This is a genomic window from Planomonospora sp. ID67723 (genome assembly GCF_015711605.1).
Taxonomy (GTDB): Bacteria; Actinomycetota; Actinomycetes; order Streptosporangiales; family Streptosporangiaceae; genus Planomonospora_A.
In genome coordinates this window covers 2,157,790-2,183,360 of the sequence record NZ_JABTEZ010000001.1, presented here as the reverse complement: position 1 = coordinate 2,183,360, position 25,571 = coordinate 2,157,790, and the positions used below count along the sequence as shown (strand labels likewise).

18 protein-coding genes are annotated in these 25,571 nt (G+C 72.7%); 5 read left to right on the top strand and 13 right to left on the bottom strand.

Annotated features, from left to right (window positions below; translation table 11 throughout):
- Positions 1 to 31: 31 nt before the first annotated feature.
- From dprE2 to pgfA (HS041_RS10235), 4 genes are read right to left on the bottom strand one after another with little or no spacing between them, the layout of a single operon-like run.
- Entirely contained in the window at positions 32 to 778 is a 747-nt protein-coding gene (dprE2, locus tag HS041_RS10250; protein WP_196440226.1) for a decaprenylphospho-beta-D-erythro-pentofuranosid-2-ulose 2-reductase, read from the bottom strand.
- 54 nt (positions 779 to 832) lie between these two features.
- On the bottom strand, positions 833 to 2,158 hold the full coding sequence (dprE1, locus tag HS041_RS10245; protein WP_196440225.1) for an FAD-binding oxidoreductase: 1,326 nt from the start codon (positions 2,156 to 2,158) through the stop codon (positions 833 to 835).
- A gap of 22 nt (positions 2,159 to 2,180) precedes the next feature.
- Positions 2,181 to 3,107 carry a decaprenyl-phosphate phosphoribosyltransferase gene (locus HS041_RS10240; RefSeq protein ID WP_307845227.1) on the bottom strand — a complete coding sequence of 309 codons (927 nt, stop codon included), beginning with the start codon at positions 3,105 to 3,107 and terminating at the stop codon, positions 2,181 to 2,183.
- Positions 3,104 to 4,027 (bottom strand): cell envelope lipid trafficking protein PgfA, encoded by a 924-nt coding sequence (gene pgfA / locus HS041_RS10235; RefSeq protein ID WP_196440224.1) that lies wholly within the window; start codon positions 4,025 to 4,027, stop codon positions 3,104 to 3,106. Before pgfA (HS041_RS10235) ends, HS041_RS10240 begins: the two co-directional genes overlap by 4 nt.
- 173 nt (positions 4,028 to 4,200) lie before the next feature.
- Here pgfA (HS041_RS10235) and HS041_RS10230 point away from each other — a divergent pair, with 173 nt between their 5' ends.
- Positions 4,201 to 5,364 carry an acyltransferase family protein gene (locus HS041_RS10230; RefSeq protein WP_196440223.1) on the top strand — a complete coding sequence of 388 codons (1,164 nt, stop codon included), beginning with the start codon at positions 4,201 to 4,203 and terminating at the stop codon, positions 5,362 to 5,364.
- A 13-nt stretch (positions 5,365 to 5,377) separates the two neighbouring features.
- On the opposite strand, the gene HS041_RS10225 is transcribed toward HS041_RS10230, so the two are convergent.
- A complete protein-coding gene (locus tag HS041_RS10225; RefSeq protein WP_196440222.1) occupies positions 5,378 to 7,240 on the bottom strand; it encodes a hypothetical protein in 1,863 nt (620 codons plus the stop codon).
- Positions 7,241 to 7,372: 132 nt separating this feature from the next.
- Here HS041_RS10225 and HS041_RS10220 point away from each other — a divergent pair, with 132 nt between their 5' ends.
- Complete coding sequence (locus HS041_RS10220; RefSeq protein WP_230878511.1) at positions 7,373 to 8,116, top strand: class I SAM-dependent methyltransferase; 744 nt, start codon at positions 7,373 to 7,375, stop codon at positions 8,114 to 8,116.
- On the opposite strand, the gene HS041_RS10215 is transcribed toward HS041_RS10220, so the two are convergent.
- From HS041_RS10215 to HS041_RS10185, 8 genes are all read right to left on the bottom strand, one after another.
- On the bottom strand, positions 8,097 to 9,962 hold the full coding sequence (locus tag HS041_RS10215) for a hypothetical protein (RefSeq protein WP_196440220.1): 1,866 nt from the start codon (positions 9,960 to 9,962) through the stop codon (positions 8,097 to 8,099). The genes HS041_RS10220 and HS041_RS10215 overlap by 20 nt on opposite strands.
- A complete protein-coding gene (gene pgfA / locus HS041_RS10210; RefSeq protein ID WP_196440219.1) occupies positions 9,959 to 10,933 on the bottom strand; it encodes a cell envelope lipid trafficking protein PgfA in 975 nt (324 codons plus the stop codon). The genes HS041_RS10215 and pgfA (HS041_RS10210) overlap by 4 nt, the downstream gene beginning before the upstream one ends.
- Complete coding sequence (locus tag HS041_RS10205) at positions 10,930 to 15,063, bottom strand: alpha-(1->3)-arabinofuranosyltransferase domain-containing protein (RefSeq protein WP_196440218.1); 4,134 nt, start codon at positions 15,061 to 15,063, stop codon at positions 10,930 to 10,932. Before HS041_RS10205 ends, pgfA (HS041_RS10210) begins: the two co-directional genes overlap by 4 nt.
- Positions 15,064 to 15,071: 8 nt before the next feature.
- The gene (locus HS041_RS10200) at positions 15,072 to 16,379 is read right to left on the bottom strand and encodes a glycosyltransferase family 4 protein (protein ID WP_307845226.1); all 1,308 of its coding nucleotides are present in this window, start codon (positions 16,377 to 16,379) and stop codon (positions 15,072 to 15,074) included.
- 163 nt (positions 16,380 to 16,542) lie between these two features.
- Entirely contained in the window at positions 16,543 to 16,674 is a 132-nt protein-coding gene (locus tag HS041_RS39220; protein WP_255529966.1) for a hypothetical protein, read from the bottom strand.
- A 131-nt stretch (positions 16,675 to 16,805) separates the two neighbouring features.
- The gene (locus HS041_RS10195) at positions 16,806 to 18,437 is read right to left on the bottom strand and encodes an MmpA family trehalose lipid delivery protein (protein WP_196440216.1); all 1,632 of its coding nucleotides are present in this window, start codon (positions 18,435 to 18,437) and stop codon (positions 16,806 to 16,808) included.
- Positions 18,438 to 18,492: 55 nt separating this feature from the next.
- Positions 18,493 to 20,730, bottom strand: coding sequence for an acyl-CoA dehydrogenase family protein (locus HS041_RS10190; RefSeq protein WP_196440215.1), 2,238 nt, complete (start codon positions 20,728 to 20,730; stop codon positions 18,493 to 18,495).
- Positions 20,731 to 20,784: 54 nt separating this feature from the next.
- Positions 20,785 to 21,957: a hypothetical protein gene (locus HS041_RS10185; protein WP_196440214.1), complete on the bottom strand. Its 1,173-nt coding sequence runs from the start codon at positions 21,955 to 21,957 to the stop codon at positions 20,785 to 20,787.
- A gap of 212 nt (positions 21,958 to 22,169) precedes the next feature.
- Between HS041_RS10185 and HS041_RS10180 the strand changes: the two genes are divergently transcribed.
- The 3 genes from HS041_RS10180 (at position 22,170) to HS041_RS10170 (ending at position 25,542) form a co-directional block, all read left to right on the top strand.
- Positions 22,170 to 23,654, top strand: a complete 1,485-nt coding sequence (locus tag HS041_RS10180) for an AMP-binding protein (protein ID WP_196440213.1) — start codon at positions 22,170 to 22,172, stop codon at positions 23,652 to 23,654.
- 19 nt (positions 23,655 to 23,673) lie between these two features.
- Positions 23,674 to 24,780 (top strand): S1C family serine protease, encoded by a 1,107-nt coding sequence (locus tag HS041_RS10175; protein WP_196440212.1) that lies wholly within the window; start codon positions 23,674 to 23,676, stop codon positions 24,778 to 24,780.
- Between the two features lie 78 nt (positions 24,781 to 24,858).
- On the top strand, positions 24,859 to 25,542 hold the full coding sequence (locus HS041_RS10170) for an aquaporin (RefSeq protein WP_196440211.1): 684 nt from the start codon (positions 24,859 to 24,861) through the stop codon (positions 25,540 to 25,542).
- The last annotated feature ends 29 nt before the right edge of the window (positions 25,543 to 25,571 follow it).

Below are 25,571 nucleotides of genomic sequence, written 5' to 3'. Positions count from 1 at the left end.
TACCGGCGGGTAATAACGATAGGAACGTGTTTCAGCGAGGCATCCGGCGCCAGATCGCCCTCGGCAGTACGCGCATCACCGCGAACACCGCCCGCAGCATTCCGGGGACCCACACGATCTCCGCACCCGACCGCAGTCCGCCGATCACCGCGTCGGCGACCTGGCCGGGGGTCGAGGACAGCGGGGCGGGGGACATGCCTTCGGTCATCCGCCCGATCACGAAGCCGGGCCGCACCACCATGACCCGCGCGCCCGAGCCGTGCAGCGCGTCGCCGAGCCCCTGGGCGAAGCCGTCCAGGCCCGCCTTGGCCGAGCCGTACACGAAGTTCGCCCTGCGCACCCGCACCCCGGCCACCGAGGAGAGCACGACGAGCGTCCCGTGCCCCTGATCGCGCAGCCGCCGCGCGGCGTGCAACCCGATGGAGACGTGCCCGCCGTAGTTGACCGCGACCGCCTCGGCGGCGGCCACCGGGTCGGCGTCGTAGACCTCCTGGCTGCCCAGCACTCCGAAGGCGGGGATCACCACGTCGAGGTCGCCGACCAGCTTCACCGCCGCCTCGATCACCTCGCCGTGCGTCTCGGGCCGGGCGGCGTCGAAGTCCAGCAGGTGGACCTCGGCGGCTCCGATCACCGGCGGCACGCCGCCGGCCGCGTCCCGGGCGGCGAGCACCACGTGGCGGGCCCCGTCGCGGACCAGCCGCTCGACGATCGCCAGCCCGATCTCGCTCCGCCCGCCGAGCAGCAGCACGGTGTCCACCGCGCCCAGGGCGTTCCTCACAGCCTCACATCCCCTCACCGGATAGACGCCGACGGCCCTTCCGGCCCCGGCGGATCACAGCCTCAGCCTTCTCGCCAGGTCCGTGCGGAACACCCCGCCGGGGTCCGCCCCGTCGCGGATCTCGCGCCACCGCGCGAGCCGCGGGTACATCGCGGCCATCATCTCGGCGGGCATCCGCGAGTCCTTGGCCAGGTAGACCCGCCCGCCGGCCTCGGCCACCTGCTCGTCGAAGGCGCGCAGCAGCGCGGCCAGGCCCCGCCGCCCCGCCGGTATGTCCAGCGCCAGCGTCCAGCCGGGCATCGGGAACGAGAGCATCCCCGGCGTGCCGGGACCGAACCGCTTGAGCACGGCGAGGAAGGAGACCACGCCCTCCGCCGAGAGCCGGGACACGATCCGCCGCAGTGTCGCCTCCTGCCCGAAGGGGACCAGGAACTGGTACTGGACGAAGCCGCGTGAGCCGTACACGCGGTTCCAGCCGTCGACGAAGTCCAGCGGGTGGAAGAACGGCGCCAGGTTCTGCACGAAGCTCCCCGGCCGGGACTTGAGGTACCAGGCCTCGTTGAACGCCCGGACGGTCACCGGGTTGAGCAGGCCGTCCGGCGCCCATCGCGGCGCCCGGAGCAGGGCCCTGGGGGAGAACTCCAGCGGGTCCGCGCCCCGCGGCAGGTCCCCGCGCGCGGCGTGGTCACCGCGGGTGAGCACGCTGCGGCCCATCCGGCCGCCCCGGGCGAGCAGGTCGATCCAGGCGACCGTGTAGCGGTAGCGGTCGTCGGTGGCGGTCATCGTCTCCAGCGTGTGGTCCAGGTCGCGGGTGCGCTCGACGTCCACCCGGACCCGGGAGGTCTCGATCGGGACGCACCGGAACCCCGCCTCGGTGATGATCCCGGTCAGGCCCATGCCGCCGACCGTGGCCCAGAACAGCTCGTCCTGCGGGGTCAGCCTCCGCAGCTCGCCGTCCGCCGTGGCCAGGGTCAGTGAGCGCAGGTGGGCGCCGAAGGAGGAGTCGACGTGGTGGTTCTTGCCGTGCACGTCGGCCGCCACCGCCCCGCCCACGGTCACGTGCCGGGTGCCCGGGGTGACCGGCACGAACCAGCCCCGGGGCACCAGCGCGGCCATCAGGTCGTGCAGGCTCAGCCCGGCGGCGGCGGTGACCAGGCCGGTGGTCTCGTCCAGGGACCAGGAGGTCAGCGCGGTGCAGTCGACGACCAGTCCCCCGGCGTTCTGCGCCGCGTCGCCGTAGGAGCGGCCCAGGCCCCGTGCCGCGACGCCGCGATCCGGCGCCCCGCGCACCAGCTCGGCGACCTGCTCGGCCGAGCGCGGCCTGGCCAGGCGGGCGGGTGTCGGCGCGGTACGGCCCCAGCCGGTCAGGAAGGAGGTCATGGCGACGAGGGTACGGCAGCGGTCATGTCAGGTAGATCCCGGTGACGAGCAGCGCCATGAGGATCAGGGCGAACACCTGGGTGGGCCGGTCCCGCAGGGCGAGCTCCTCCGGCTCCTCGCCGATCCCCCGGTCCACCAGCAGGTTGTGCCGGAGCACGATGAGCAGGAACGGGACGATGCTGAGGGCGTAGAACGGCCCGGGATGGTCGTTCAGCGCCCACAGGCAGTAGGTGACGATCATCGCACCCGACGCCATCGTGCGGACCTGCGCGAGATAGGCCGGGCTGTAGGCGGCCAGGATGGCCCGGGTGGAACCGTCCCGGGAGGCCCGCAGCTCGGCCTCCCGCTTGCCCGCCACGAGCTGCAGCGAGCCGAGCGAGATCACCACGAGGAACCAGCTGGTCACCGGGACGTCCACGGCCACCGCCCCGGCGAACGCGCGGATCACGTGGCAGCCCGCGACCGCGACCAGGTCCACCACCGGCTGGTGCTTGAGCCAGAAGGTGTAGGAGAAGGTCAGCGCCAGATAGCCGGCGACCACGGCGGGCAGCCGCCAGTCACCGGGCAGGGCGGCGACGGCCGGAGCCAGCAGCACGAGCGCGACCCCGATGAGCCGGGCGGCCATGACCGGGACCAGGCCCGCCGCAACCGGCCGGAACCGCTTGCGGGGGTGTCGCCGGTCGGCCTCGACGTCCGCGGCGTCGTTGAGCAGGTAGGCGCCGCTCGCCGCGATGCAGAAGGCGGCGAAGGCGACCAGGGCGCCCAGGACCCCCTCCGCGGAGCCCAGCACGCCCGCCGCCGCCGGGGCCGCGAAGACCAGGGCGTTCTTCACCCACTGGCGCGGGCGGCAGGCCCGGACCAGCGCGGCGGGGGAGAACCCCCGCCGCGCGCGTACGGCCGCCGGCGGATCCGCGGGCGGCCGTACGATCACGTTCTCCTCGCCGGTCACGCCTTGCCGGCGGATCCGCGGGCCACGAAGATGCCCGCGACCAGCAGGACGATACCGATCAGGAGCAGGATCACCGGGATCGTCACCTTGATCATGGTGATCTGGCTCTTGCTGTCGGTGGCGTTCTTGACGAGCTCGTTGACCGTGTCGGGAGTCATCTTCGCGGTGGCCGAGAAGGCGGTGACAGGGGTGCCGGTGCCGTCCTGGGTCTTCAGGACCTCGTTGCGCTGCTGCTCCTGGCGCACCGGAGAGCCGGTCGTGGGCTCGATCCAGTACGTGTTCCTGCCCTCGTAGACGCGGTCCACCTGCACGTCGCCGGTGGTCTCGGTCAGGCCCATGATCGAGGCGGGCACGGTCCGGGTCTCGGTCTTGGTCGGCGGGATCGTCTGCTCGAACTTGTAGACCGGCAGGCCGTTGACCTGGTCCTCACCGGCGAACTTGGCGTCGAACGCCATGCCCGTGGTGGAGTTGAAGACCTTGTAGGTCTTCTGCTCGACGTCGAAGGGCCACTTGTAGATCTGACCCTCAAGCTTGATCGGCTTCTTGTCGATGTTCACCGCGCAACAGGTGATGCCCTCGCCGGTGAACTTGTTGAAGGCGCTGCGCCGTTCGCTGATCGAGACACCCGGGTTGTTGTTCGTCACGTCGTTGGCAACGGTGAACTCGTCCCAGACGACCCGGTCGCCCTCGGCCTGGGTGACGTCTCCGCGGGTGGTCACCGTGATGCCGAGCGTTCCGGTCATCACCTTGAGGTCCTTGGCGCTGAAGTACTGAGCGCCCTCGGCCTCCAGCTTGCTGACCCCGTACTGCGCGGCGGGCGCCGCGATGAGGCTGCCACCGATCTGGAACCGCACGAGCGGTGCCAGGACGATGAGGAAGGCCCCGACGGCTAAGAGAACAACTCCGACTACTCGGCGCATTGATCCTCCTGAGGAGCTTCCCGCTAAGCAGGTGTCATGGGGGGTGAAATGTACTTAAATCACTTCCTACTGGCCAGTATGTTAGTGACGCCGATCACCCACGTCATCAGGGATGCGGAAAAGTGACCGAAACAGGTTCTAGGTCGAAACCGGCCGTCGGAAACGGATCTCCGGTGACCGGCGGTCACCTGGACGCCCTCGACGGCGTCCGCGCGGTCGCCTCGTTCCTGGTGCTCGCCTTCCACGTGGCGGCCGAGTCCGGCGCCATGCTGCAGGAGGGGTTCACCGGGGCCCTGCTCTCCCGCGGCGACGTGGCCGTGCCGATCTTCTTCGCCCTCTCCGGGGTGCTGCTCTACCGGCCCTTCGCGGCCTCGGCTCTGACCGGGAAGCCCTCGCCCCGGGTCCCCGCCTACCTGTGGCGGCGGGCCGTGCGCATCCTGCCCAGCTACTGGCTGGTCGTCGTCGTCGCCATGTTGCTGTGGTCGTGGGACCACGTGTCGGACGGCTGGACCTGGCTGATGCTCCTGCTCCTGGGCCAGAACTACGCCGTCGACCCGTGGTGGACCGGCCTGGCCCCCAAAGGACTGGCCCAGATGTGGAGCCTGTCGGTGGAGATGGCGTTCTACATCCTGCTCCCGATCTTCGCGGCCGTCCTGGCGGCCCTCGCCCGGCGCGCCGGCGACGACCCCGACCGGCGGGCCGTACGGCTCCTGGCCGGCCTCGGGGCGCTCGCCGCGGTCTCGTACGCCTGGACGCTGCTGTCCCACTATCCGCAGCACCGGCCCGGGCTCAGCCTCTGGCCGCCCCGCGCGATGTGCTACTTCGCCGCGGGCATGGTCCTGGCCGTGGTCATGGCCTGGGCCGCCGCCCGGCCGGACGGCCCCGCGGGACGGTTCAGCCGCGGTGTCGCCTCCTCCCCCGGCTCCTGGTGGCTGGTCGCCGTCCTGGCCTACGCCGTCGCGGCGTCCCCGGTGACCGGCAGCCGTTTCCTCGGCGTCGACGACGTCTGGGCGGATCTGTCCGAGCTGGCGCTCTACACCGTCGTGGCCTTCTGCCTGCTCGCCCCGGCCGCGCTGCTGCCGCCGGAGGACTCCCCCGTCCGGCGGCTGCTGGGCAACCGGGTGATGCGCTTCCTCGGCCGGGTCTCCTACGGTGTGTTCCTCTGGCAGTTCGTGGTGCTCTACGGCTGGTACGAGTTCACCGGGCAGGAGCCGTTCTCCGGCGGCTTCCCCGGCAACCTGGCGGTCGTCGCCCTCATCACCCTGTGCCTGGCCACGCTGTCCTACCGTCTGGTGGAGAAGCCCCTGCAGCGGCTGAACTCCCTGGTGAGGCGCTGAGCTTCGGGGAGCGCTACTCGGGCGTCGCGACGCCCAGCGCGACGCCGGTCATGCAGACCTGCGCGGTCGGGTCGTCCACGACGATCCGCATGCCCCGGCCCGTCCCCGTCGCCGGGAAGTGGATCAGGCCGCCCCGCGTCTCCCTCAGGTTGAGCATGATCCGCTCCTGGCCGATCTCGACGGTCGCCGAGACCGGCTTGCCGGAGGCGTAGGACAGCGCCCCCGCCCCGTCCGGCTGGCCCGAGGAGACCGCGCCGGGCACGGCCACCACGCCGTCCACCGCCGGCAGGCAGGGCTGGCCCTGCGGCGCCGGCTGGAAGAAGCCGAAGACGCTCATCCGCACCAGCCGCCCGTCCTCGCCGAAGACCCTGGCCTCGTGGCTGGGCTCCGGATGGGCCATCCTGGCCCGGACTCCCGGGCGTGCCAGAGGGGTGAGCAGGCGGTTGCTGAGCCGCCGCACCCCGTTCACCGCCAGCACGATGTCCTCGGGAACCGGGGTCGGATAGATCACGACGTCGTCCGGCGCCCGGTCGAGCTCGGCCGCGACGGTCTCCAGGTAGCTGCGGACCCGCTCCCCGCTGAGGGTCGCCCGGTAGGCCTCGATCGAGACCAGTGACGCCGCCAGGTACGCGCCGGCGGCCAGCCCGGACACCAGCACCAGTGCGGACCCGGCGGGCAGCGGACGGCGGTAGACCTCCGCCTCTCCGCGTACCGGCAGCAGTGCCAGGCCCAGGACCACCGCGAAGACGACCACGGCGTCGGCCACGTAGCGGGTCTCCGCACCGATCAGCGCCGTGAAGCTGCCCCGGGCGATGATCGTGGGGATCGCGTCGGCGAACAGCAGGTAGCCGCCCAGGATCAGCCAGGCACGCGACGCCCGGCGCCGGTAGGCGACCGTGGCCGCCACCAGGACCGCCAGCGCCAGCCAGGCGGTCACGACCATGACGTCCGAGGGGCCGGACAGCCCTCCGACCGGGGTGACCGGGCCCCAGGTGATCGGACCGCCGACCGCCCCCGTGGGGAAGGTGCGGCCCAACATGATCCCGACCAGGTCCGCCGCCACCTCCGGTTTGGGGACCGCCGCGCCCTCCCCCGGCGCCGTGTCCCGGCGCGCGAGGTAGAGCGCCGTGTAGCCGGCGGCCAGCGCCACGTAGGCCCCCCAGAGCCGCCGGTTCCGTCCGGCCTCGCGGAGCATGGACCGGATCCAGCCGGCATCCCGCTCTCCCGGGAACGCCGTGGTCACGGCGAACACCAGGAAGACGACGAAGATCCCCTTGGTGCTGAAGGCCATGCCCAGCACGGTCCACGCCATCGCCTGCCAGCCGTACCGCCTCCCCTCGCCCCGCGCGAAGCGGACCTGGGCGGTCAGCGCGAGCACCATCGCCAGCTGGAGGGGGACCGCGTTGAGCGCCGACGCCCACCAGCCGAACGGCGGGACCGTCAACGGGCTGAACAGCAGCACCGCCAGCGGCGGCAGGATCGCCGGGCGGGTGCCGAACAGCAGCCGCAGCAACCGCAGCGCCAGCACGCTGAGCAGTGCCTGGGCCAGGAACGTGACGGTGGCGACCAGCAACCAGTCGTATGGCGCGATGCGCGAGAGCACCCAGGTCAGCGCGAGCGCGCCCGGCATGAAGTGCCCCTTGTGGACACGCGTCACGAAGTCGAGGGTGAGGCCGTTCTCGTAGGCGTTGCCGACGAAGAGCAGGTCGTCCTCGACGAAGTAGGAGTCCTTCAGGATCAGCGCGCGCAGGACGAGGGAGACGCCGATGAGCAGGGACGCCCCGAGCACCACCGGCTCCCGCAGGCCCGACGCCCAGCTCGGCAGCGTGATCCGCAGCGTCGGCGGCTGCGAGCGTTCCACCTGCGTGGCCCCCACCTGACGGTCCCCTTTTGATTTCCATGATGTAGAAGATCGCTCCGGTTGCCCAGCCTATGAGCCCGGCGAGACTGCCCACAATACGGTGTTATGCTCCGGCGCACCCGATTCATCGCGGCGAGGAGCAGCACCTTGGAGACTCCGCAGGCACCGTTCCGTGCCACCCTCGGCCGGTCGGTCCGGCTGCTCGGCGCCTTCCGCAAGGAGCAGAGCGACCCGGACTTCTTCTACGGCATGCTCGCCCGCGACACCGTCGCCCAGCTGGCGGTCCACGCCGAGCTGGACGGCGCGCTCGTGGCGGACGTCGGCGGCGGTCCCGGCTACTTCACCGACGTGCTGCGCGCCGCGGGCGCCCGGCCGGTGTGCGTGGACTGCGACGCCGGGGAGATGATGGCCCGCCAGGGCGCGGCCCCGGAAGGGGCGGTGCTCGGCAGCGCCCTGGACATCCCGCTGGCGACCGGCTCGGTGGACGTCTGCTTCTCCTCCAACGTCCTGGAGCACGTGCCCGACCCCTGGCGGATGGCCGACGAGATGGTCCGCGTCACCAAGCCCGGCGGCGTCGTCTACCTCTCCTTCACCAACTGGCTCTCCCCCTGGGGCGGCCACGAGACCTCCCCCTGGCACTACCTCGGCGGCCACCGCGCCGCGGCCCGCTACACCCACCGGTACGGCAAGTCCCCCAAGAACGTGTACGGCACCAGCCTCTACCCGGTCTCGGTGGGAGCCGCGCTGCGCTGGGCCCGGCGCCACCCCGACGTGCAGATCCTGGACGCCCTGCCCCGCTACCACCCCCGCTGGGCGACCTGGATCGTCCGCGTCCCGGGAGTTCGCGAGATCGTGAGCTGGAACCTCCTGCTCATCCTGCGCCGTCGCTGACCTTCCCCGGGGCCTCCTCCGGCAGGGCCGCGCCGAGGGCGACGGCCGTCAGGCAGGGCCGGGCGGCCCCCGGGTCCACCGTGACGCGCAGGTCTCCCCGGTGGACCGGAACGGGGAAGAACACCTGCCGGTGCTCGGGGGCCAGCACGAGCCGGGTGTCCAGCGCGCCCGTGCGCACCGTGACGCCGACGGGCTCGCGGACCCGGTAGTTGATCCTGGCGACGTTGCCCGGATGCTCCGCACGCAGGCCGAAGGTGACCGAGCCGCCGCGGTCCAGCGGGAAGCAGCGGGGCCCGCCGTCGGTCCGCTCCGCGGGCACGACGAACCCGCCGAAGATCCGGACCGGCCGCAGCCGCCCCTCCTCGTCGAAGGTGACGCCCCGGTAGGCCGGCCCCGGACGACTGATCCGCCGCCGCAGTTCCCCCTCGGCCAGCGGGCTGAGCGCCCGGGACGTCAGCCGGTTCTCGAAGGCCTGCCAGGGGAAGAGCATCGTGTCGGGCACCAGGGCCGGATACACCTCGACCCCGCGGCCGAGCGCGGCCAGTTCGGCGCGGGCCGTCTCGAAGTAGGCGCGGTTCCGCTCGCCGGGCAGCCCCTGGGCGAACCCCGTCGCCGCCACCAGGGCGAGCGCGACGTAGGCGCACACGGCGGGCACGGTGAACGCCGAGACGGCGCGAGCGCCGGCCTCCGGTCCGGGCCGTGACCCCCGCCACGGCATCAGGGCGAGCGCCAGGCAGACCGCGACCAGGGGAATCGCGTCGGCGATGTAGCGGCTCTCGAAGGCGTGATGGGCCGAATCCGGTCTCCCGAACATGATCAGGAGGCCGTCCGCGACGATGAGGTAGCCCGCGCCCAGCGCCCAGGCCCAGGCGGCGGCAGGACGCCTGCGGCAGGTGACCACCACGATCGCGACCAGGACCGTCCAGGCCACCACGATCTCCACCACCCCCGGAGCGACCAGCGGGCCCGCCGTGGTCTCCGCTCCCCAGGTCACAGGGCCGCCGACGAGCAGCGTCGGGACCGTGGCCCCCAGGAAGGCGGCGGAATACTCCATCGCCCGGTGAAGCCCGGGAAGGGCCCGCCCGATCCCGCCGCCACCGGACGCCAGGCCGTAGACCACCAGGTATCCCCCGGCCAGGGCCAGATGGACCAGCCACAGGACCGAGTGCCTGCGTACGGCGCCGAGCACGCCGCGCTCCTTCGCCGTCAGCAGCACGGTGAAGGCGAACACCACCGCGGGTATGACGACCGCCTTCTCGAAGAAGAGCAGTCCCGCACAGGTCCACCCCAGCCCGGCGAACGCGTGCCGCCACCTGCCGGTGCGGATCAGCAGGACCTGGGAGCTCAGCGCCATGAGCATCGCGATCTGCAGGGGCAGGATGTTGATCGCCGCCGCCAGCCAGGTCCCGGCCTGGAAGTTCGCCGGGGCGAACAGGAAGAAGGCCAGCGGGACGAGGATGAGCGGCCTGGTTCCGAACATCAGCCGCAGCAGCCGCAGCAGCGCCAGGGCCGCACCGGCGCGCAGGACGAGGATCACGATCGAGACCAGCGTCCAGTCGTACGCCGAGACGGCCGTGATCGCCCGGACCAGGGCCAGGGCTCCGGGCATCAGGTGGCCGATGTGCACCCGTGACAGGTCGTCCCAGCCGAAGGTCTCCTCGGCGGCCCTGCCGATGAAGACGATGTCGTCCTCGGCGAAGTAGGACCGGCCGAGCAGCCACCACGTGAGACCCAGTCCTCCCGCCAGCACGAGCAGCGCCGCGATCGCGAACGCGTGCCGTCGGACCGATGGGATCGCCGCCCAGCGGGGCAGGCGTAACTCGATCTCGACGGACCCGTCGTTCACACCGTCTCCGTCTCCGCTGTCTGCACCTGTTGTCCTGCGGGCCGCCGTCCGGCGGGTCCCGGCCCGCGCAGCCGTACGGCGAGCAGTCCCAGGGCCGCCGCCAGCATGCAGAGCGCCCCCGGCAGCACGTCCCGGACCGCGAGCGTCCACCGGACGAAGGCCTGCGCCTCGGCGATCGCGGACGCGGTGTCCTCGGGGGACATGACCAGATCGGCCTGGAGGCTCACCCTGCGCTCCGCCCCGTCCGCGGTGCGCAGAGTCTGCCGGTGGCGCTCCTCGGCCTTCACCGTCAGGCCGCTCTCCGGTTCGACCCAGAGCGTGCGGGTCACCTCGGCGTACCGGGCGGCGCCGACGGTACGGCGCTCCGGCAGCCCCAGGGCGCGTCCGGGGAACTCCATGGGCGTCTCCTCGACTCTGACCGGCCCCAGCGTGTAGCCGTAGCGGTAGGTCCGCACGCCCCGGATGTCCTCCTCCCGCTCGAAACGGAGCAGGACCTCCCGATGCAGCACCGTGTCGTACATCGGGTAGGAGCGCGGCTCGGCGCGGAAGGGCAGCCGGAAGGCCAGGCCCGTCTGCCGCGGCCGGGCGTCGCCGTCGACGTACCCTCCGCAGCAGTCGACCGCCAGCCCCGTTCTCCGGTCGAATGCCGTCCGCCGCTCGTGGTAGTCGATCCGCCTGCCCCCGCCGGTGTCGAGCGAGGTGAACTCCATCCACACCGCCACGTCCTCCCGCCCGGCGCCCACGTCACCGCGCAGGGTGGTGGTGGACACCAGCGGGACGCCGGCGCGGGTGACGAGTGTGCCGGTGTCGAAGTAGGTACCGTTCTGCGCGGTCATGCGGTAGGTCCGGTTCTGCTCCAGCGGCAGCACCAGGACGCTCTCGTAGACCTGGAAACGCAGCAGCCCCGCGAAGGTGAGCAGGAAGGCGCCCACCGCCAGGAGCGCCGTCCAGGGCACCCGCGCTCCGGTCATGAGCCCACCGCCGACCGCTCCGGCCTCCGCACCGGAACGGGGGGCCGGGACTGCGGCGGGACGCTCCGGCGGGCGGGGACCGAGGCCATCCACCAGCCGAGCGTGACCAGGCAGAGCATCTGGGGGACGATCCCGGTCAGCACGCCATGCTCGGCGTGACCGAGCAGCCGACCGGCGGCGAGGGACACCCCGGCCAGGGCGAGCGGGACCGCGAACGTCCACGTCGCGGTCACCGCGTCCGCGACGCCGGGCAGCAGGCCTCCCCGCGCGTGCCGGGCCTGGGCCACCGCCTCCATCCATGCGTACAGGACCAGCGCCGCGCACACGATCCCGGCTCCGGCCGGGCCACCGGTCCACAACCCCACCGCCGGGGCGAGCGGCCAGATCCAGACCGCGCGGACGGCGGCGGGAGCCGTTCCCGCCGGATGCGGGACCGTACGCCGCGCGGGCACGCAGGCCGTCACGACCACCAGGAGCACCAGCGCGAGACCGCCGGCCAGAGCCTGCCGGTACATGGCGTCCGGCTCGAAGCGGATGGTGACCACGCCCGCCGCCGCGGGCACCTCCCATGCCTGCCGCCAGCCGTCCACCCGGGCCGGGATCAGCTCCCTGCCGTTCAGGTAGGCCCTCCAGCCGCGGTTGTGGTTCTCGTTGACCACCAGGTAGGAGGGCTCGGTGGTGGCGACGCGCACCCGCCGCTCCGCCTGCCCCCACGCCTCGACACCGGCCGGGGCGGCGCGTGTCCCGGCGACGCCGTCGGTCGCGGACGGGCGCAGCACCATCGACTCGATCCGGAAGGCGTCGAGGAAACCGGCGCCGACCCGCGCCGGCCCGGCCGTCAGCTCGACCGGGGCGCAGGAGCGGTAGTCCACCGGGCGGCCGTTGAGCACATCGCCCAGCGTCCCCCGCACGATCTCGGTCGGCACGGCGTTGCCGTTCACGGTGAGCGCCGGGCCGTACCCGCAGGGCAGCCGGAGCGGGAAGGACTCCAGCGGGCCGAGCGGCTTGACCCCCGGGATCCGGAGCTCCGCGACCTCGATCGGCCGCGAGGCGGACGCGGTGAACCCGATCTCCAGCTTGTCGGCGCGCAGCGGCGCGAAGGTGATCGCGTCGTCGGAGCCGATCCATCCGCGCACGGTACGGCCGCCGCCTCGCACGGTCACCCTGACCGGTGGCCGTCCCAGATAGGAGTCGGGGAGGACCACCTCGAGCCGCGAGACCGTCACGGCCTTGCCGAGCTCGACCGTCAGGGTGGGGTTCGGATCGACCGGATTGGCGTACCACAACGTGCTCAGATCGCCGTCCATGGCCGAACGGCCGATCACCGCGGGGTGGTCGGTGGCCGTGGAGGAGGCCGTCACCTTCGGGAAGATCCTGGGCAGGGAGGTGAGCCGCCGGGCCGAGACGGGATCGGTGAGCGTGGCCCGCCCGGTGACGACACGCGGGCCGCCCGTCCTGACGGTGAACGCTCGCTCGAAGCCGAAGCCGTCCTCGCCGTGGATCTCCAGATGCGGCGAGCACGTCCACGTCTTGGACCCCCGCATGCAGGCGGAGGCGGATCCCTGGCGGGTGAGGAGCACCGAACCCGGATCGCGTTCGCCCCCCGGCGGCACCGTGATCCTGCGCACCGCGTTCACGCCGGGGACGGAGACCTCGGTGATCCCCACGCGGTTGCCGAGCACCGCGCCCACGCCGCCGCCCAGCTTGGTCACCCGGATCCGCAGCCAGGGGCTCCTGCCGGCCGGCGGCGTGACGGACTGCGGAGCGGTCGTCTCCAGCACCGGGACCCGGCGGGTGCCCGCCGCCGTCTCCAGGGCGATCTCGGCGACCGGCGGTCCGACGGACCTCTCGAACGCCACGGTGATCCGGGGGATCTCGACGCTCTCGACGAAGCGCACCTCCAGCCACTGGTCGACCACGCCGTTCCAGCCGTCGGAGCGCCAGCTCGTGCGCAGGTCGCCGTCGATCGCCGCGTACGGCTGCCTGCCCGGGTCCCGCCGTTCCGCGGGAGCGGTGATCGACGATTCCGAGGAGGAGGCACGGATGTCCACGATGCCCGAGTAGTCCGCCGTCGCGGTGGCGCTCCCCCAGGCGGGGTCGGTCACGTCGGAGGGCTTGCCGCGTTCCAGGGGCTGGTCCTCGGTCAGCGTGGCCGAGGCGGAGCGGCGCACGTCACCGAAGACGAGCTCGCGGCGGCGCAGGGTGTCGGTCATCACCGTGTCGCGCGGCGAGACGATCTCCGCTCCGGGGTCGTCACCGACCAGCACGGCCGCGTCACCGGCCAGCAGCCCCTCCTCGGCCATGGCGAGCACCGCCTCCGGCGCCCCGGTCGCCCGGAGGGAGCCCTGGCGCGGCACCGTGGAGACCAGCGGTGCGGGGTCGGGGACCGCGTAGACCTCCAGCGCCGGATAGGCCTGGTCGAACCAGCCGGAGGCCACCGGGTTGCTCGCCGTCCCGGCTTCGGGCCCGAAGGAGGCGACGTGCCGGAGCCCGGTGCTCTCGGCGAGGGTCTCGTGGACCCGCGCGGGCCAGGCCGTACCGAGCGTCTCCCGCGCGAGGTCGTTGCGGACGAGCAGGTGACTGACGCCGATCCGGCGCAGCGCGTCGGTGAGACCGGACGAGCCCTTGCCGGTGGCGAAGCGCTCGTCCACCGCCTGGAGCAGCCGGGCCAGGCCGGGAGACCCCCAGGGGACGTTGGTGTGGGTGGCCCAGCGCACGGTCAGCAGCGACTGCATGGGTTCGTCGATCGGGCGTCCCCATACGTACTCTCCCCGTCGCGAACCCGGTACGGCGAGCACCATCCCGTCCCCGGTGCGCTCGTTGAGCCACGCGGCGGCCTCGTGCCAGTAGCCGGGCACCTCGGTGAACGCCCCGGCGGGGGTGACCCCGGCGAAGGCGACGGGCGTCGCGGTGAGCAGCAACGCTCCGGCCGTCGCCCCCGCCACGGGCCTGCGCAGCCGTACGGGGGCGGCCAGCGGGAGCGCGGCCAGGCCGAGCGCGAGCGGAAGCCGTACCAGGGCGTCGAACTTGTGCAGGTTGCGGAAGGGCGCGAGCGGGCCGTCCAGCAGCTCCCGCACCTGCTCGGTCCAGGGGTGCACCAGCGCGTCGGCGTGGCCGAAGGAGACGATGACCACTCCGGCCAGCGCGGTGAGGGCGAGGAAGGCCCGCTCCGGGGTGGCCCGGACGGCGATGCCCGCGGCGCCGAGCCCGGCGACGAGCGCGGTCAGCGCGATGAGCCAGGGCGCGGTCGACTGCTCGAACGCGGCCGGCAGCCACGCCCTGCCGTCCACCGGCAGGAACGCGATCCAGCTCGACGTGCCGCGCAGGATGTTGAGCAGCGAGGTGACGTGGGTGGTGGCCGAGGCGGTCTCGATGAAGGGCAGGAAGGAGAAGATGTACCGGCCCATCACCAGCAGCGGCGCCAGCCACCACATCGACACCGCGAAGATGCAGGCGAGCCACCAGACCAGCAGCCGCCTGCGGCGCGGCCCCCTGCCGCGGGTGAGCAGGTACAGCAGCGGCACGACCAGCACCGCCAGCTCCGCCACCGCGTTGATCCCGCCCGCGAACACGAAGGCCACCGCCGACAGCGCCGCCGCCCTGCGGGGGCTGGTTCCGGCCCGCGTGGCGCGCACGAGCGGGAGCAGGATCCACGGCAGCACCGCGCTCGGCTGGAACTCCGAGGAGTTGATGCCGATCAGCGTGACCGCGTGCGGCGCCAGCGCGTAGGCCAGGCCGGCCACGATCCGGGTGCCGGGCGTGCCGATCTCCATGGCCCGGGCCAGGCGTTCCACGCCGAGGAAGGCGGCGCACAGGATCACGGTCATCCACAGGCGCTGGATGTGCCACGGGGGCATGTCCAGCGCCTGGAACAGGGCGTAGAACGGTCCCATCGGGAAGAAGTAACCGTGGGCCTGGTTCTGCAGGTGGCCGAAGAACGCCCCGTCCCACAGATGCAGCGCCCGCGTCAGGAAACCCAGCGGGTTGAGCGCCATGTCGAGCTTGGTCTCGGAGATGATCTGCCCGGGCGAGGTGTTGAACGCCACCGCTCCCAGCAGCAGGCAGCCCGCGAGAAGACGCAGCCGATGCCGCAACCGGGTGGAGGCGGTATCCGTGCGGTCAGGGGTCAAAGCGAGACTCAAGTGGGGTCGGTCTCACCCACGGCGAGACGGAGGTCGGGGGTCCGGTTCAGCGGGCGGCCTGCGCCCGCGGGCTGGCGTCGACGATCGACCGCAGTGAGTTCTGCGGTGATTAGTCCGGTTATCGTAGCGCCGGTTCGCCCCCACGTGAACTCACCCGCCCACGCACGGCACGCCTGCTGGATCTCCGCGCGCCGTACCGGATCAGCCAGTTCCCCGATCGCGCGGTCCACCGCCTCGGCCAGCGACTCGCCCTCGCGGACCAGCCAGCCCGTCACCCCGTCGCGGACCGAGTCGCGCAGTCCCGCCACGTCGTAGGCGACCGTGGGCACGCCGAAGGCCGCCGCCTCGATCACCGTCAGCCCCCAGCCCTCGAACTCCGAGGCGGTGACGTTCAGCAGGGCCGAGCCGAGCACGGCGTTCTTCTCCGGCTCGGAGAGGAAACCGTGCAGGTGGACGCGGTCGGCGACGCCGGACTCGGCGGCGAACGCGGTGAGGGACTCCAGCTCCGGCCCCCGCCCGACGACGTGCACGCGCAGCCCGGGACGGCTCTCGCGCAGTTCGGCGGCGAGCGCGATCACGCGCTCGACCCGCTTGTGGCCGACCAGCCTGCCGAGGTAGACCACGGCGGGGTCGCCGTCAGCGGCCTTCCGCGCCACCGGCCGGGCCGCGGAGCCCCCGTTGGGCACGACCTGGATCGGCGCCCGCCAGCGCAGGCGCGTCCGGAGATCGTTCCTGGACGACTCGGAGACCGTGACCGTCAGGCACCGCCGGTAGAGCAGGCGGGCCAGCGGTCCCTCGACGAGGCAGCCGATCCTGGCCAGCCAGGCGGGGAAGAAGGCGTAGAACTGCCGGTCGTGCACGTGGTGCACCAGGCAGATGACCGGCGTACGGCGCCGCACGACGAGCGGGGAGAAGAACGGGATGCCGTTCATCGAGTCGATGACGAGGTCGAACGAGCGGCGGCGGAACAGCAGCCAGATCGGAACCAGCAGGTAGACGAGGTAGCGGTTGCCCATCCGGTGCAGCGCGATGCCGTCGAGGCACTCGGACCTCTCCTGGCCCGGCTCCCTGCTGGTCACGAAGTCGACCGTGGCGCCCTGGGCGAGGAGGTAGCGGCTGACCTGCCAGGCGTACTCCTCCGCGCCGCCCGCCACCGACTGCCGCGGCTCCCGGAAGTTCAGCACCGCCACCCGGACCCCGCGCAGCGGGGCCTCGGACGCGCCCGCGGCCTCGACGCTCAGCCGGGGCCGGGGCGGAGCCGGCGTGCGCGGCGCGGCGTCCGCCTTCCCACCGGTTAAGGCCACGTTTTCTCCTTCGCTTCGATGGCGACGCATGCCTGGATCAGGGCATGGCGAAGCCACGGCCCCGTGCTGTTCAGTGATGACGTGCGGTGATACAGATCAGCCGGATCCGGCCACGCACGGTTGATGGAGAAGTGTCCGAGGGGCCGTCAGCCGACCCCCCGGATCACTTGTCGCCGTAGTTGTACAGCGGCCGGTTGGGCGGCTCCGGCGTGGGCGCGGCCACGTTGACTACTGCCACGGAGGCGCCGACCGCAAGAACCGCTCCGACGGCCAGTGCTGCGAGCACTCGTATCACTGGTCTCTCCTCCCAGGTTCGGACAGTGTGCCGAGAGTAGAACGTGATCCACCTCATAAGCCATAGGCTTAGTAAAAACGTGACAAAGTAAGTTACCGTCGGGTACCGCTGGGAACTGGGAAAATGCCAGCTCAACGACGGTCGTCGAGGCGCAGGAGGCGCAGCTCTCGCCCCTGAAACAGCATGACGCCGCCATGGAACGCGTTATCGCTCATGTGTACGAGAACGTAGCGCACGCCGAGCCCCGCCAGCGCCTCCGCCCGCTCGTCCGGTCTCCCCCTCAGGACCGCTCCCACCCTCGTGACCAGCGGATCCTCCGCCGCGACCGCTATCCGGCCCCCTCCGGGCAGCCCCACGAGCAGTTCGTCGTTCCAGATCACCCTGCGCGCGAACAGCTTGCTCGCAGGATCGAGGATCACCCGCCCGCCGTTCCACCCGAACGCCCGGTGCGCCCCCCACGGCAGCGACAGCAGCGCCCCCGGAGCCGGGTCGGCGTTCACGATCGCCTGGACCCGCCGCCACTCGTCCGGGTAGTCCACCGCGGCGAGCCTGCCGAACGCCCCCATCGCGAAGGCGGGCAGCACGAGAACCGGCACGGCCGCCGCGACCGCCGCGACCGCCGCGACCGCCCGCGTGCCCGGGACCGGGCCGGCGGGCGAGCCGGGAGCCCGGTCCACGGCCCCGTCCATGACACCGCCCATGACGACGCCGCCCAGTCCCACGGCCTGGAGGAGGGCGAAGGACGCCAGGTGGAGCTGGCCGTCCCTCAGCGGCCCGAACCCCGGCCACCAGCCGATCAGCACCTTCATCGCCCCCGGCGCGAAGGCCCCCAGGCACGCGATCGCCAGTCCGGCCCCCGCCGCCACGGCCAGCCCGGTCCAGTACGGCGGAGCGTCCCGGTCCCGCCCTCCGGCCGGGGGCCGCCGCGTCCGGGCGCGGAGCCGTACGAATCCCCAGACCGCGACCGCGGCGAGCACCAGCCGGACACCGGCCGACCACCAGGAGCCCTGGCCGGGCACCGTCGCGTGGGCGTTCCAGATCCCGCCCAGTCCGAGCAGGCTGCCGAGCACCCCGAACGGGCCGTCGGCCCTGGCGGCGAACGCGTCGACCCCCTCGGGGTCGGTCGTGGCCTCGCTGAGCAGCGCGGGAATCAGCCAGGGCAGGCTCAGCCCGCCCAGGATCAGCGCCGCCTCCGCCGCCCGCCGGACCCTCGCCGCCGCGGCGCAGGGAGCCGTCGCCGCCGTCGCGAGCACCGCCACGGCGGAGACCAGTATCGCCTGGAACCCGCCCACAGCCGCGGGGAGCAGGGCGACCGCGAGCCGCAACCGCCCGCCGAGCGACGCCGCCCGCACCGCCCAGGGCAATCCGGCGACCCCCAGCAGCAGCGCCCACTGCCCGAGCAGGAGGCGCTGGGCGAGGTAGGCGTTCCAGGCATAGAAGGCCGCCGCGGCCAGGCGGGGTCCGAGCCGGCCGGTGGGCACGAGCGCCGCCGCCCCCGACGCGGCCAGCACGAAGATCCCGAGCAGGATCGCCTTCTGCACCGCCTGCGCGGGCGCGATCTGCGAGAGCAGCGCGACCACGAGGTCGCTGGGGACGGCTCTGGGGAATCCCTGCCCGGGGAGGGTGAGCGGAGGGTCCGGCACGAACACCATGTCGTAGCGGAGCACGAACCCCGGTCCCAGTGCGGGTCCGAGGGCCAGCGCTCCGAGCAGCAGCCCGAGCAGGGCGGGTGCGGCCGCCGCCCCGACCCGTGCTGTCCGCATACCGCGAGACTTTACGGCAGCCCCGGGCGCTCCCGGGGCCGCCGTCCGCAGGCGGCTACTTGCCCGGCTCGGGGTCGCGGGGCAGGCCGAGCATGCGCTCACCGATGATGTTGAGCTGCACCTCGGTGGTGCCTCCGTAGATCGTCATGGCGCGCGTGGCCAGCACGGCGCGGTTCCAGTAGCCGGGGTCGCCGAGCTTCATGTCGGCCGCGACCACGGCGGAGGCGCCGAGCAGCCCGACCGCGCACTCGGAGACGTGCTGGGCGTGCGAGGTGGACACCAGCTTGCGGACCGAGGCGTCCGCGCCCGGCTCGCCGCCGGTCAGCTGCTTCAGCGTCACCCGCAGGCCGAGGGCGTTGATCGAGTGCCCCTCGCACACCACCCGGGCCACCTCCTGGCGCTCGGCCGGGGTCAGCTCGCGGCCGAGCCGCCCGGCCAGGCCCAGCAGGTCGGGCACGGAGGCGCCGGTGCCGCCCGAGCCCGACGAGAGCGAGACGCGCTCGTTGGACAGGGTGTTGCGGGCGACCTTCCAGCCCTGGCCGACCTCGCCGACGACCAGTTCGTCCGGGACGAACACGTCGTCGAGGAAGACCTCGTTGAACAGGTTCTCGCCGGTCATCTCGGTCAGCGGCCGGACGGTGACGCCGGGCGCCTTCATGTCCACCAGGAAGTAGGTGATGCCCTCGTGCTTGGAGCCCTCGGAGGAGTTGCGGGCGATGCAGATGCCCCACTCGGCGATGTGCGCGACCGAGGTCCAGATCTTCTGGCCGTTGAGCTTCCAGCCGCCCTCGACCTTCTCGGCCTTCATCTGCAGCGCGGCCAGGTCGGACCCGGCTCCCGGCTCGGAGAAGAGCTGGCACCACATCATCTCGCCGCTGAGCGTCTTGGGCAGGAAACGCTCCTGCTGCTCGGTCGTGCCGTACATCGCGATCGACGGCACGACCCAGGCCCCGATGATCATCTGCGGGAGCCTGACCTTGGCGGCCTTGAGCTCCTGGAAGATGAGCACCTGCTCCAGCGGCTTGGCGTCGCGGCCCCACGGCCGGGGCAGGTGCGACATGACGAACCCGCCCTCGGCCAGCGCCCGCTTCTGCTCCTGGCCCTCCAGCTTCGCGATCTCGGCGATCTCCGCGCGGACCGACTCGCGCAGCGCGGCGGCGTCCTCGGGAAGCTCGATCTCCATCTCGCGGGTGACGCCGCTCAGCGCGAGCGAGGCCACCGACTCGGCCCACTCGGCGCTCGAACCGAGCAGGGCCCGCAGGGTGAGCGCGCGGCGGTAGTACAGGTGCACGTCGTGCTCGTAGGTGTAGCCGATGCCGCCGAAGATCTGGACCGCGTCCTTGGCGCACTGCACGGCGGCGTCCGGCGCGACCACGCCCGCGATCGCGGCGGCGTAGGCCAGCTCCTGGCCGGCGCCCGCTGCCGCGCCCGCCCCGCTCACGCGCCACTCCGCCGCGCGGGTGGCGTCCCAGACCGTGGCGCGCGCCTGCTCCAGCGCCACCAGCATCCGGGCGGCCTTGTGCTTGACGCCCTGGAACTGGCCGATCGGGCGGCCGAACTGCACGCGCACCTTGGCGTACTCGGCGGCGGCGGTCACGCACCAGGAGGCGACGCCCGCGGCCTCGGCGCCCAGCAGGATCGCGGCGAGGTTCAGCACGTCCGGGCCCTGCAGCCCGTCCAGGACCCGCCCGGCCGGTACGGTGGCCGCGTCGAACTCGACCTTGGCCACGCCGCGGGTGATGTCCAGGGACCTGACCGGCGTCACGGTCGCCGCGGAGGCGTCCACCGCCACCCACTCCTCACCCCGGTCGGTGCTCACCGGGAGCACCAGGACGTCGGCCAGCGCGCCGCCGAGCACGGTCCCGGCGGCACCGGTGACCGTCAGCGCGCCGTCCTCGCCCCGGGTGCCGGTGATCGAGCCGGAGAGCGCGACCGCGCCGGTCAGCGTGCCGTCGGCGAGGCCGGGCAGCAGCTCGGCGTGGGCCTTGCCGTCGGAGGCGAGGATCGCGGCGCTGGCGAACACCGTCGGGACGTAGGGGCCGGGGGCGACCCGCTCGCCGAGGGCCTCGACGGCCACGGCGGTCTCCAGCAGGCCGTACCCGCTGCCGCCGTGCTCCTCCGGGATGTGCAGCCCGAGCAGGCCCTGGTCGGCCAGGCCGGACCAGAAGCCGGGACGCTCCTCACCTTCGGCCGCGATGGCGGCCCGTACGACCTCGGACGGAATGTTGCGCTCGGCCCAGCCGCTCACCGACTCGCGGAGCGCCTCGTGCTCCTCGCTCAACCCGATCGCCATGACAGCCTCCAGAAACGGTTCAGTGGCAGAACCATATTCTAGAAGCTACTTCCGTCACAACGCGCGGGCACTCGCGATCAGGGGGGCGATGTCCGCCCACAGCCGCTTGCGGGTGTCCGGCACGGTCACGAAGAGCATGGCGGGCTTGCGCTGGCCGATGTCCAGCAGCGCGAGCGCCGCCTGCGAAGTGCGCTTCTTGTCACCGATCAGGTAGGTGACCTTGTAGCCGAGCACCCACCCCTTGCCGTTCACCAGCCGCTGCGAGGCGGTCCAGGTGACCTCGGCGCCGGCCGGATGGTAGTTGCGGACGGTCCACTCCACCGCGGTCAGCGCCACCTTCCGGAAGTCCGCGTCGGTCTCCAGCTCGGCCCTGGGCTTCTCTCCCGGCAGCAGGGCCGAGACCGCCATCGTCCGCGGCAGCCGTTCCCCGCCCACCTGCTGGCCCGCGGTGAACGGCGACATCGCCGCGGAGGTCCACGGCTCGCCCAGCCTGGAGTAGGAGATCGCGGCCTTGCCGTCGGTCACGGTGCCGAGCACCGGGCTCACCGTGCCGGGCAGCGCCTTGAGCGGGGTCGCCCTGGGCAGCTTGGGCAGCACGACCTCGGGGACGGCCGGCGTCGGCGTGCCCGTCGCGGCGGGGGCGGCCCGGCGCGTCTGCACGGGATCGGCGGGGGTGTCCCCGGAGAACAGGGCGAAGATCAGCAGGACCGTCAGCGCGGTCGCCAGCGCGGCTCCGAGGCTGTAGACCGTCTTGACCGGGATGTCCCCGATCCTCCTCAGCAGCCTGGCACCGAGGCCCGGCCGGCCGGCCGTCGCGGGTGCGGGCGGGGCACCGACGCGGAACGGTCCAGTGGTCTCATCGGCGCCCGGCCCGGCGGCGGGCGCTCCGCCGGCCGCGACGGGGGACGCCTCCTCCGACGCGGGCGCAGGAGACCCGCCGGCCCGGAGGGGGACAGGGGCCTGGGCCAGCAGGGCGGACACATCGACGGTCGTCTCGGACAGCTCCTCGGCCGGCGCGGGGGACTCCTCGGCCAGCGCGGAAGGCTCCTCGGCCGAGGCCGGGGGAACCTCGGCCGGCGCGGAGGACCCGTCGGCGGGCGGCTCGGACGGCTCCCCGACGGATGGGAGCCGGGGCACGAGGACGGTCTCCTCGCCGTCCCCGATGGGGAACCGGCGGGGCACGCGAGGAGTGATCAGTGTGCCGTCCTCAGCGGGAATGACGGGCATGGGAGCCGTGGGTGCGTCATAGGAGGGAACATGCCCGTCATGAGAGCGCCCGGAGGGGGTACCGCCGACGTCCGCCATGGCTGCCAGGCTATGCGACCTGCGGTGGTCGATGTACATAATCTCCGCAGACTTCTCCCAGGTGAGACGCATTATCCCAGGTCGCGACATTCCCCCCTTCCCTGAACAGAATGTCATTCTGTATGGTCGCGCTCATGAGGGGCTTCTACGAGATCGCCGCCGCCGACCCCGGACGCACCGCCGTCGTCGAGGGCCTCACCACCGGCGCGAGCGGTGCCACGCTGACCTACGGCGAGCTGCACGACCGGGTCAACCGGGTCTCCCACGGTCTGCTCGCCAGGGGCGTCACCCCCGGCGGCACCGTGGTGACGGTCCTGCCCAACGGCGTCGACGCGATCACGATGATGCTCGCGACCTACCAGATCGGCGCCTACCACGTCCCGGTCAACTGGCACTACACCGCCGATGAGATCGGCTACATCATCACCGACTGCGAGGCGCGCGCGGTGGTCGGCTGCGCCCGCTACGCACGGGGCGTGCCGGGCGGGTTCGAGGAGGTCGAGACCCTCGCCGCGGACCGGCCCGCCACCCCTCCGGCGGAGCGCCGGGCCGGGTCGATGATGCTCTACACCTCCGGCACCACCGGCAGGCCCAAGGGGGTGCGCCGCCGGCTGATCGAGCTCAGCCCCGAGGACCTCTACCCGATCCTGATGCGCAAGAGCTGGCGGCACTTCGCGCTCCCGCCCGACGGCGTGCACCTGGTGCTCTCCCAGCTCTACCACTCCGCCCCGTACGGCCAGGCCATGATGGCGCTGCAGTACGGCCACACGGTGGTCACGACCGAGCGGTTCGACGCCGAGGGAGTCCTGGAACTCATCGAGCGCCACCGGGTGAACAACGCGTTCATGGTGCCGACGATGTTCCACCGGCTGCTGGCGCTCCCCGAAGAGATCCAGAAGAAGTACGACCTGTCCTCCCTGACCCACCTCTACCACGGCGCCGCGCCCTGCCCGCCCGCCACCAAGCGGGCGATGATCGACTGGCTCGGCCCCGTGCTGTGGGAGTACTACGGCTCGACCGAGGCCGCCGTGGCCACGATGGTCTCCTCCGAGGAGTGGCTGGCCAGGCCCGGCACGGTGGGCCGGGCGATCGACGGCATGGAGTTCACCATCGTCGGCGACGACGGCGAGGAGCTCCCCCCGGGCGAGCCCGGCCTGGTCTACATCGGCGGCATCAACCGCTTCGAGTACCACCGGGACCCGTCCAAGACCGCCTCCGCGATGCGCGGACGGCTCTACACCCCCGGTGACATCGGTTACCTCGACTCCGACGGCTACCTGTTCCTCTGCGACCGCCGTACCGATCTGATCATCTCCGGCGGGGTGAACATCTACCCCGCCGAGATCGAGGCGGTGCTCCTGGAGCACCCCGCGGTGACGGACGTGGCGGTGATCGGCGTGCCGGATCCCGAGTGGGGCCACCGGGTCGTCGCCCTCGTCCAGCCCGCGCCGGACGCCAAACCCGGCCCGGACCTCACCGCCGCCCTGCTGGAGCACTGCGCCGGCCGGCTGGCCCGGCTCAAGCACCCCCGGGTGGTCGAGTACCGCGAGCGGCTCCCCCGGACGCCCACCGGCAAGCTCAGCCGTACCGATCTCCGGGAGACGTATCTTTCGCCATGAGCGGGGAAGGTCTGTCCGCATGGAGAGACCACCGGCACCTCTCACTCTGCTCGTCGCCCTGCTCACGGCCGCCTTCCTGGCGCTGGCGAGCTGCAGCGCGGACCCGGACGCCTCCCGTACGGCCGCCGCCTCGTCCGGCGCCGTCACCACCACCACCGCCCCCGCCCCCGTCACGGAGAACGACCCGTCGGCCCTCGAATCGGCCTACGAGAAGGTCATCTCCGCCGTGCTGCCGTCCATCGTGCAGATCAACACCAGCACCGGCCTGGGGTCGGGCGTCATCTACGACACCTCGGGCCACATCGTGACCAACGCCCACGTGGTCGGCCGGGCCGGGGAGTTCGAGGTCACCCTCGCCACGGGCGGCGCCCCGCGCCGGGCCAGGCTGGTCGAGTCCTTCCCGCTCGGCGACCTCGCCGTGATCAAGGTGGACGACCCGGCCGGCCTCAGGCCCGCGAAGTTCGGCGACTCCGGAAAGCTGCGGGTGGGCCAGATCGTCCTGGCCATGGGGAACCCGCTCGGCCTGGGCAGCAGCGTGACCAACGGCATCGTCTCGGCGCTGGGCCGTACGGTGACCGAGCCCTCGGAGTCCGGCTCCCCCGGCGCCACGATCACCGGAGCCATCCAGACCTCCGCCGCGATCAACCCGGGCAACAGCGGCGGCGCGCTGGTCAACCTGTCGGGTGAGGTCATCGGCATCCCGACCCTCGCCGCCACCGTCCCCGAGCTGGGCGGCGGCGCGGCCCCGGGCATCGGCTTCGCGATCCCGTCCAACACCGCGACCGACATCGCCGGCCAGATCGTCAAGAGCGGCAAGGTCACCAACACCCGGCGGGCCGCCCTCGGCGTCACGGTGCAGACCGTGGCCGGCCCCGACGGCAGGCCGGCGGGCGTCGGCGTCGTCGGGGTGACCGAGGGCGGGGGCGCGGCCCGGGCCGGGGTCGAGCCCGGCGACGTGATCGTCTCGATCAACGGCACCCAGGTCCCGACCACGCAGGCCCTGTCCGAGCTGCTGGCCACCCTCGAGCCCGGCGACCGGGCCGCGGTGGAGCTCCTGCGCCCCGACGGCTCCACCACCGGCGTCACCGTCCCCCTGGGCGAGCTTCCCACCAACCCGTCGGGGTGAGCCCGGGTCCTCTCCCGGCCCCCGCGTGAACGAGCCCCCCGGCGACCGATCGACACTCCGTCCTACGAGCGGTGACACATGAAGCGATACGCGGCCGAGTTCGCCGGCACGTTCATCCTGGTCTACCTCGCCGTCGGCAGCGCCGTGTTCGGCATCGACAAGATCGGTGCCGTCGGGGTGGCCCTCGCCTTCGGCCTGGTGCTGCTGGCCCTGGCCTCCGGCATCGGGCCGATCTCCGGCTGCCATCTCAATCCCGCGGTGACCCTGGGCATGCTGGTGGCCGGGAGGATGTCTCCGGGGGAGGCCGGCGGCTACGTCGTCGCCCAGGTGCTCGGCGGCATCTCTGGGGCGTCGGTGCTCAAGCTGACCCTGAGCGTCGGGGAGATCACCGACCAGACGAAGGCCCTGGGCTCCAACGGCTTCGGCGTGACCGTCAACAGCACCGGCGCGTTCCTCGTCGAGGCGCTGCTCACCATGACCCTCGTGCTGACCTACCTGATGGTGACCGAGCGCGTCGCCCTCCGGGAGGCCGCCGCACCGGCCGTCGGCCTGGCACTGGCCGCGATCCACCTCGTGGGCATCCCGCTCACCGGCACCTCGGCCAACCCCGCGCGCTCCGTCGGCCCGGCCCTCCTGATGGGAGGGGAACGGCTCGAGCAGCTCTGGCTGTTCCTCTCCGCCCCCCTGGTCGGCGGCGCCGCCGCGGCGTTCCTCGCCACCGCCGTCCACCGGATCCACGGCCTGGGCGAGAACGCGCCCTGACCGGGCTGCTCCACCGCTTTTCCCGCGCG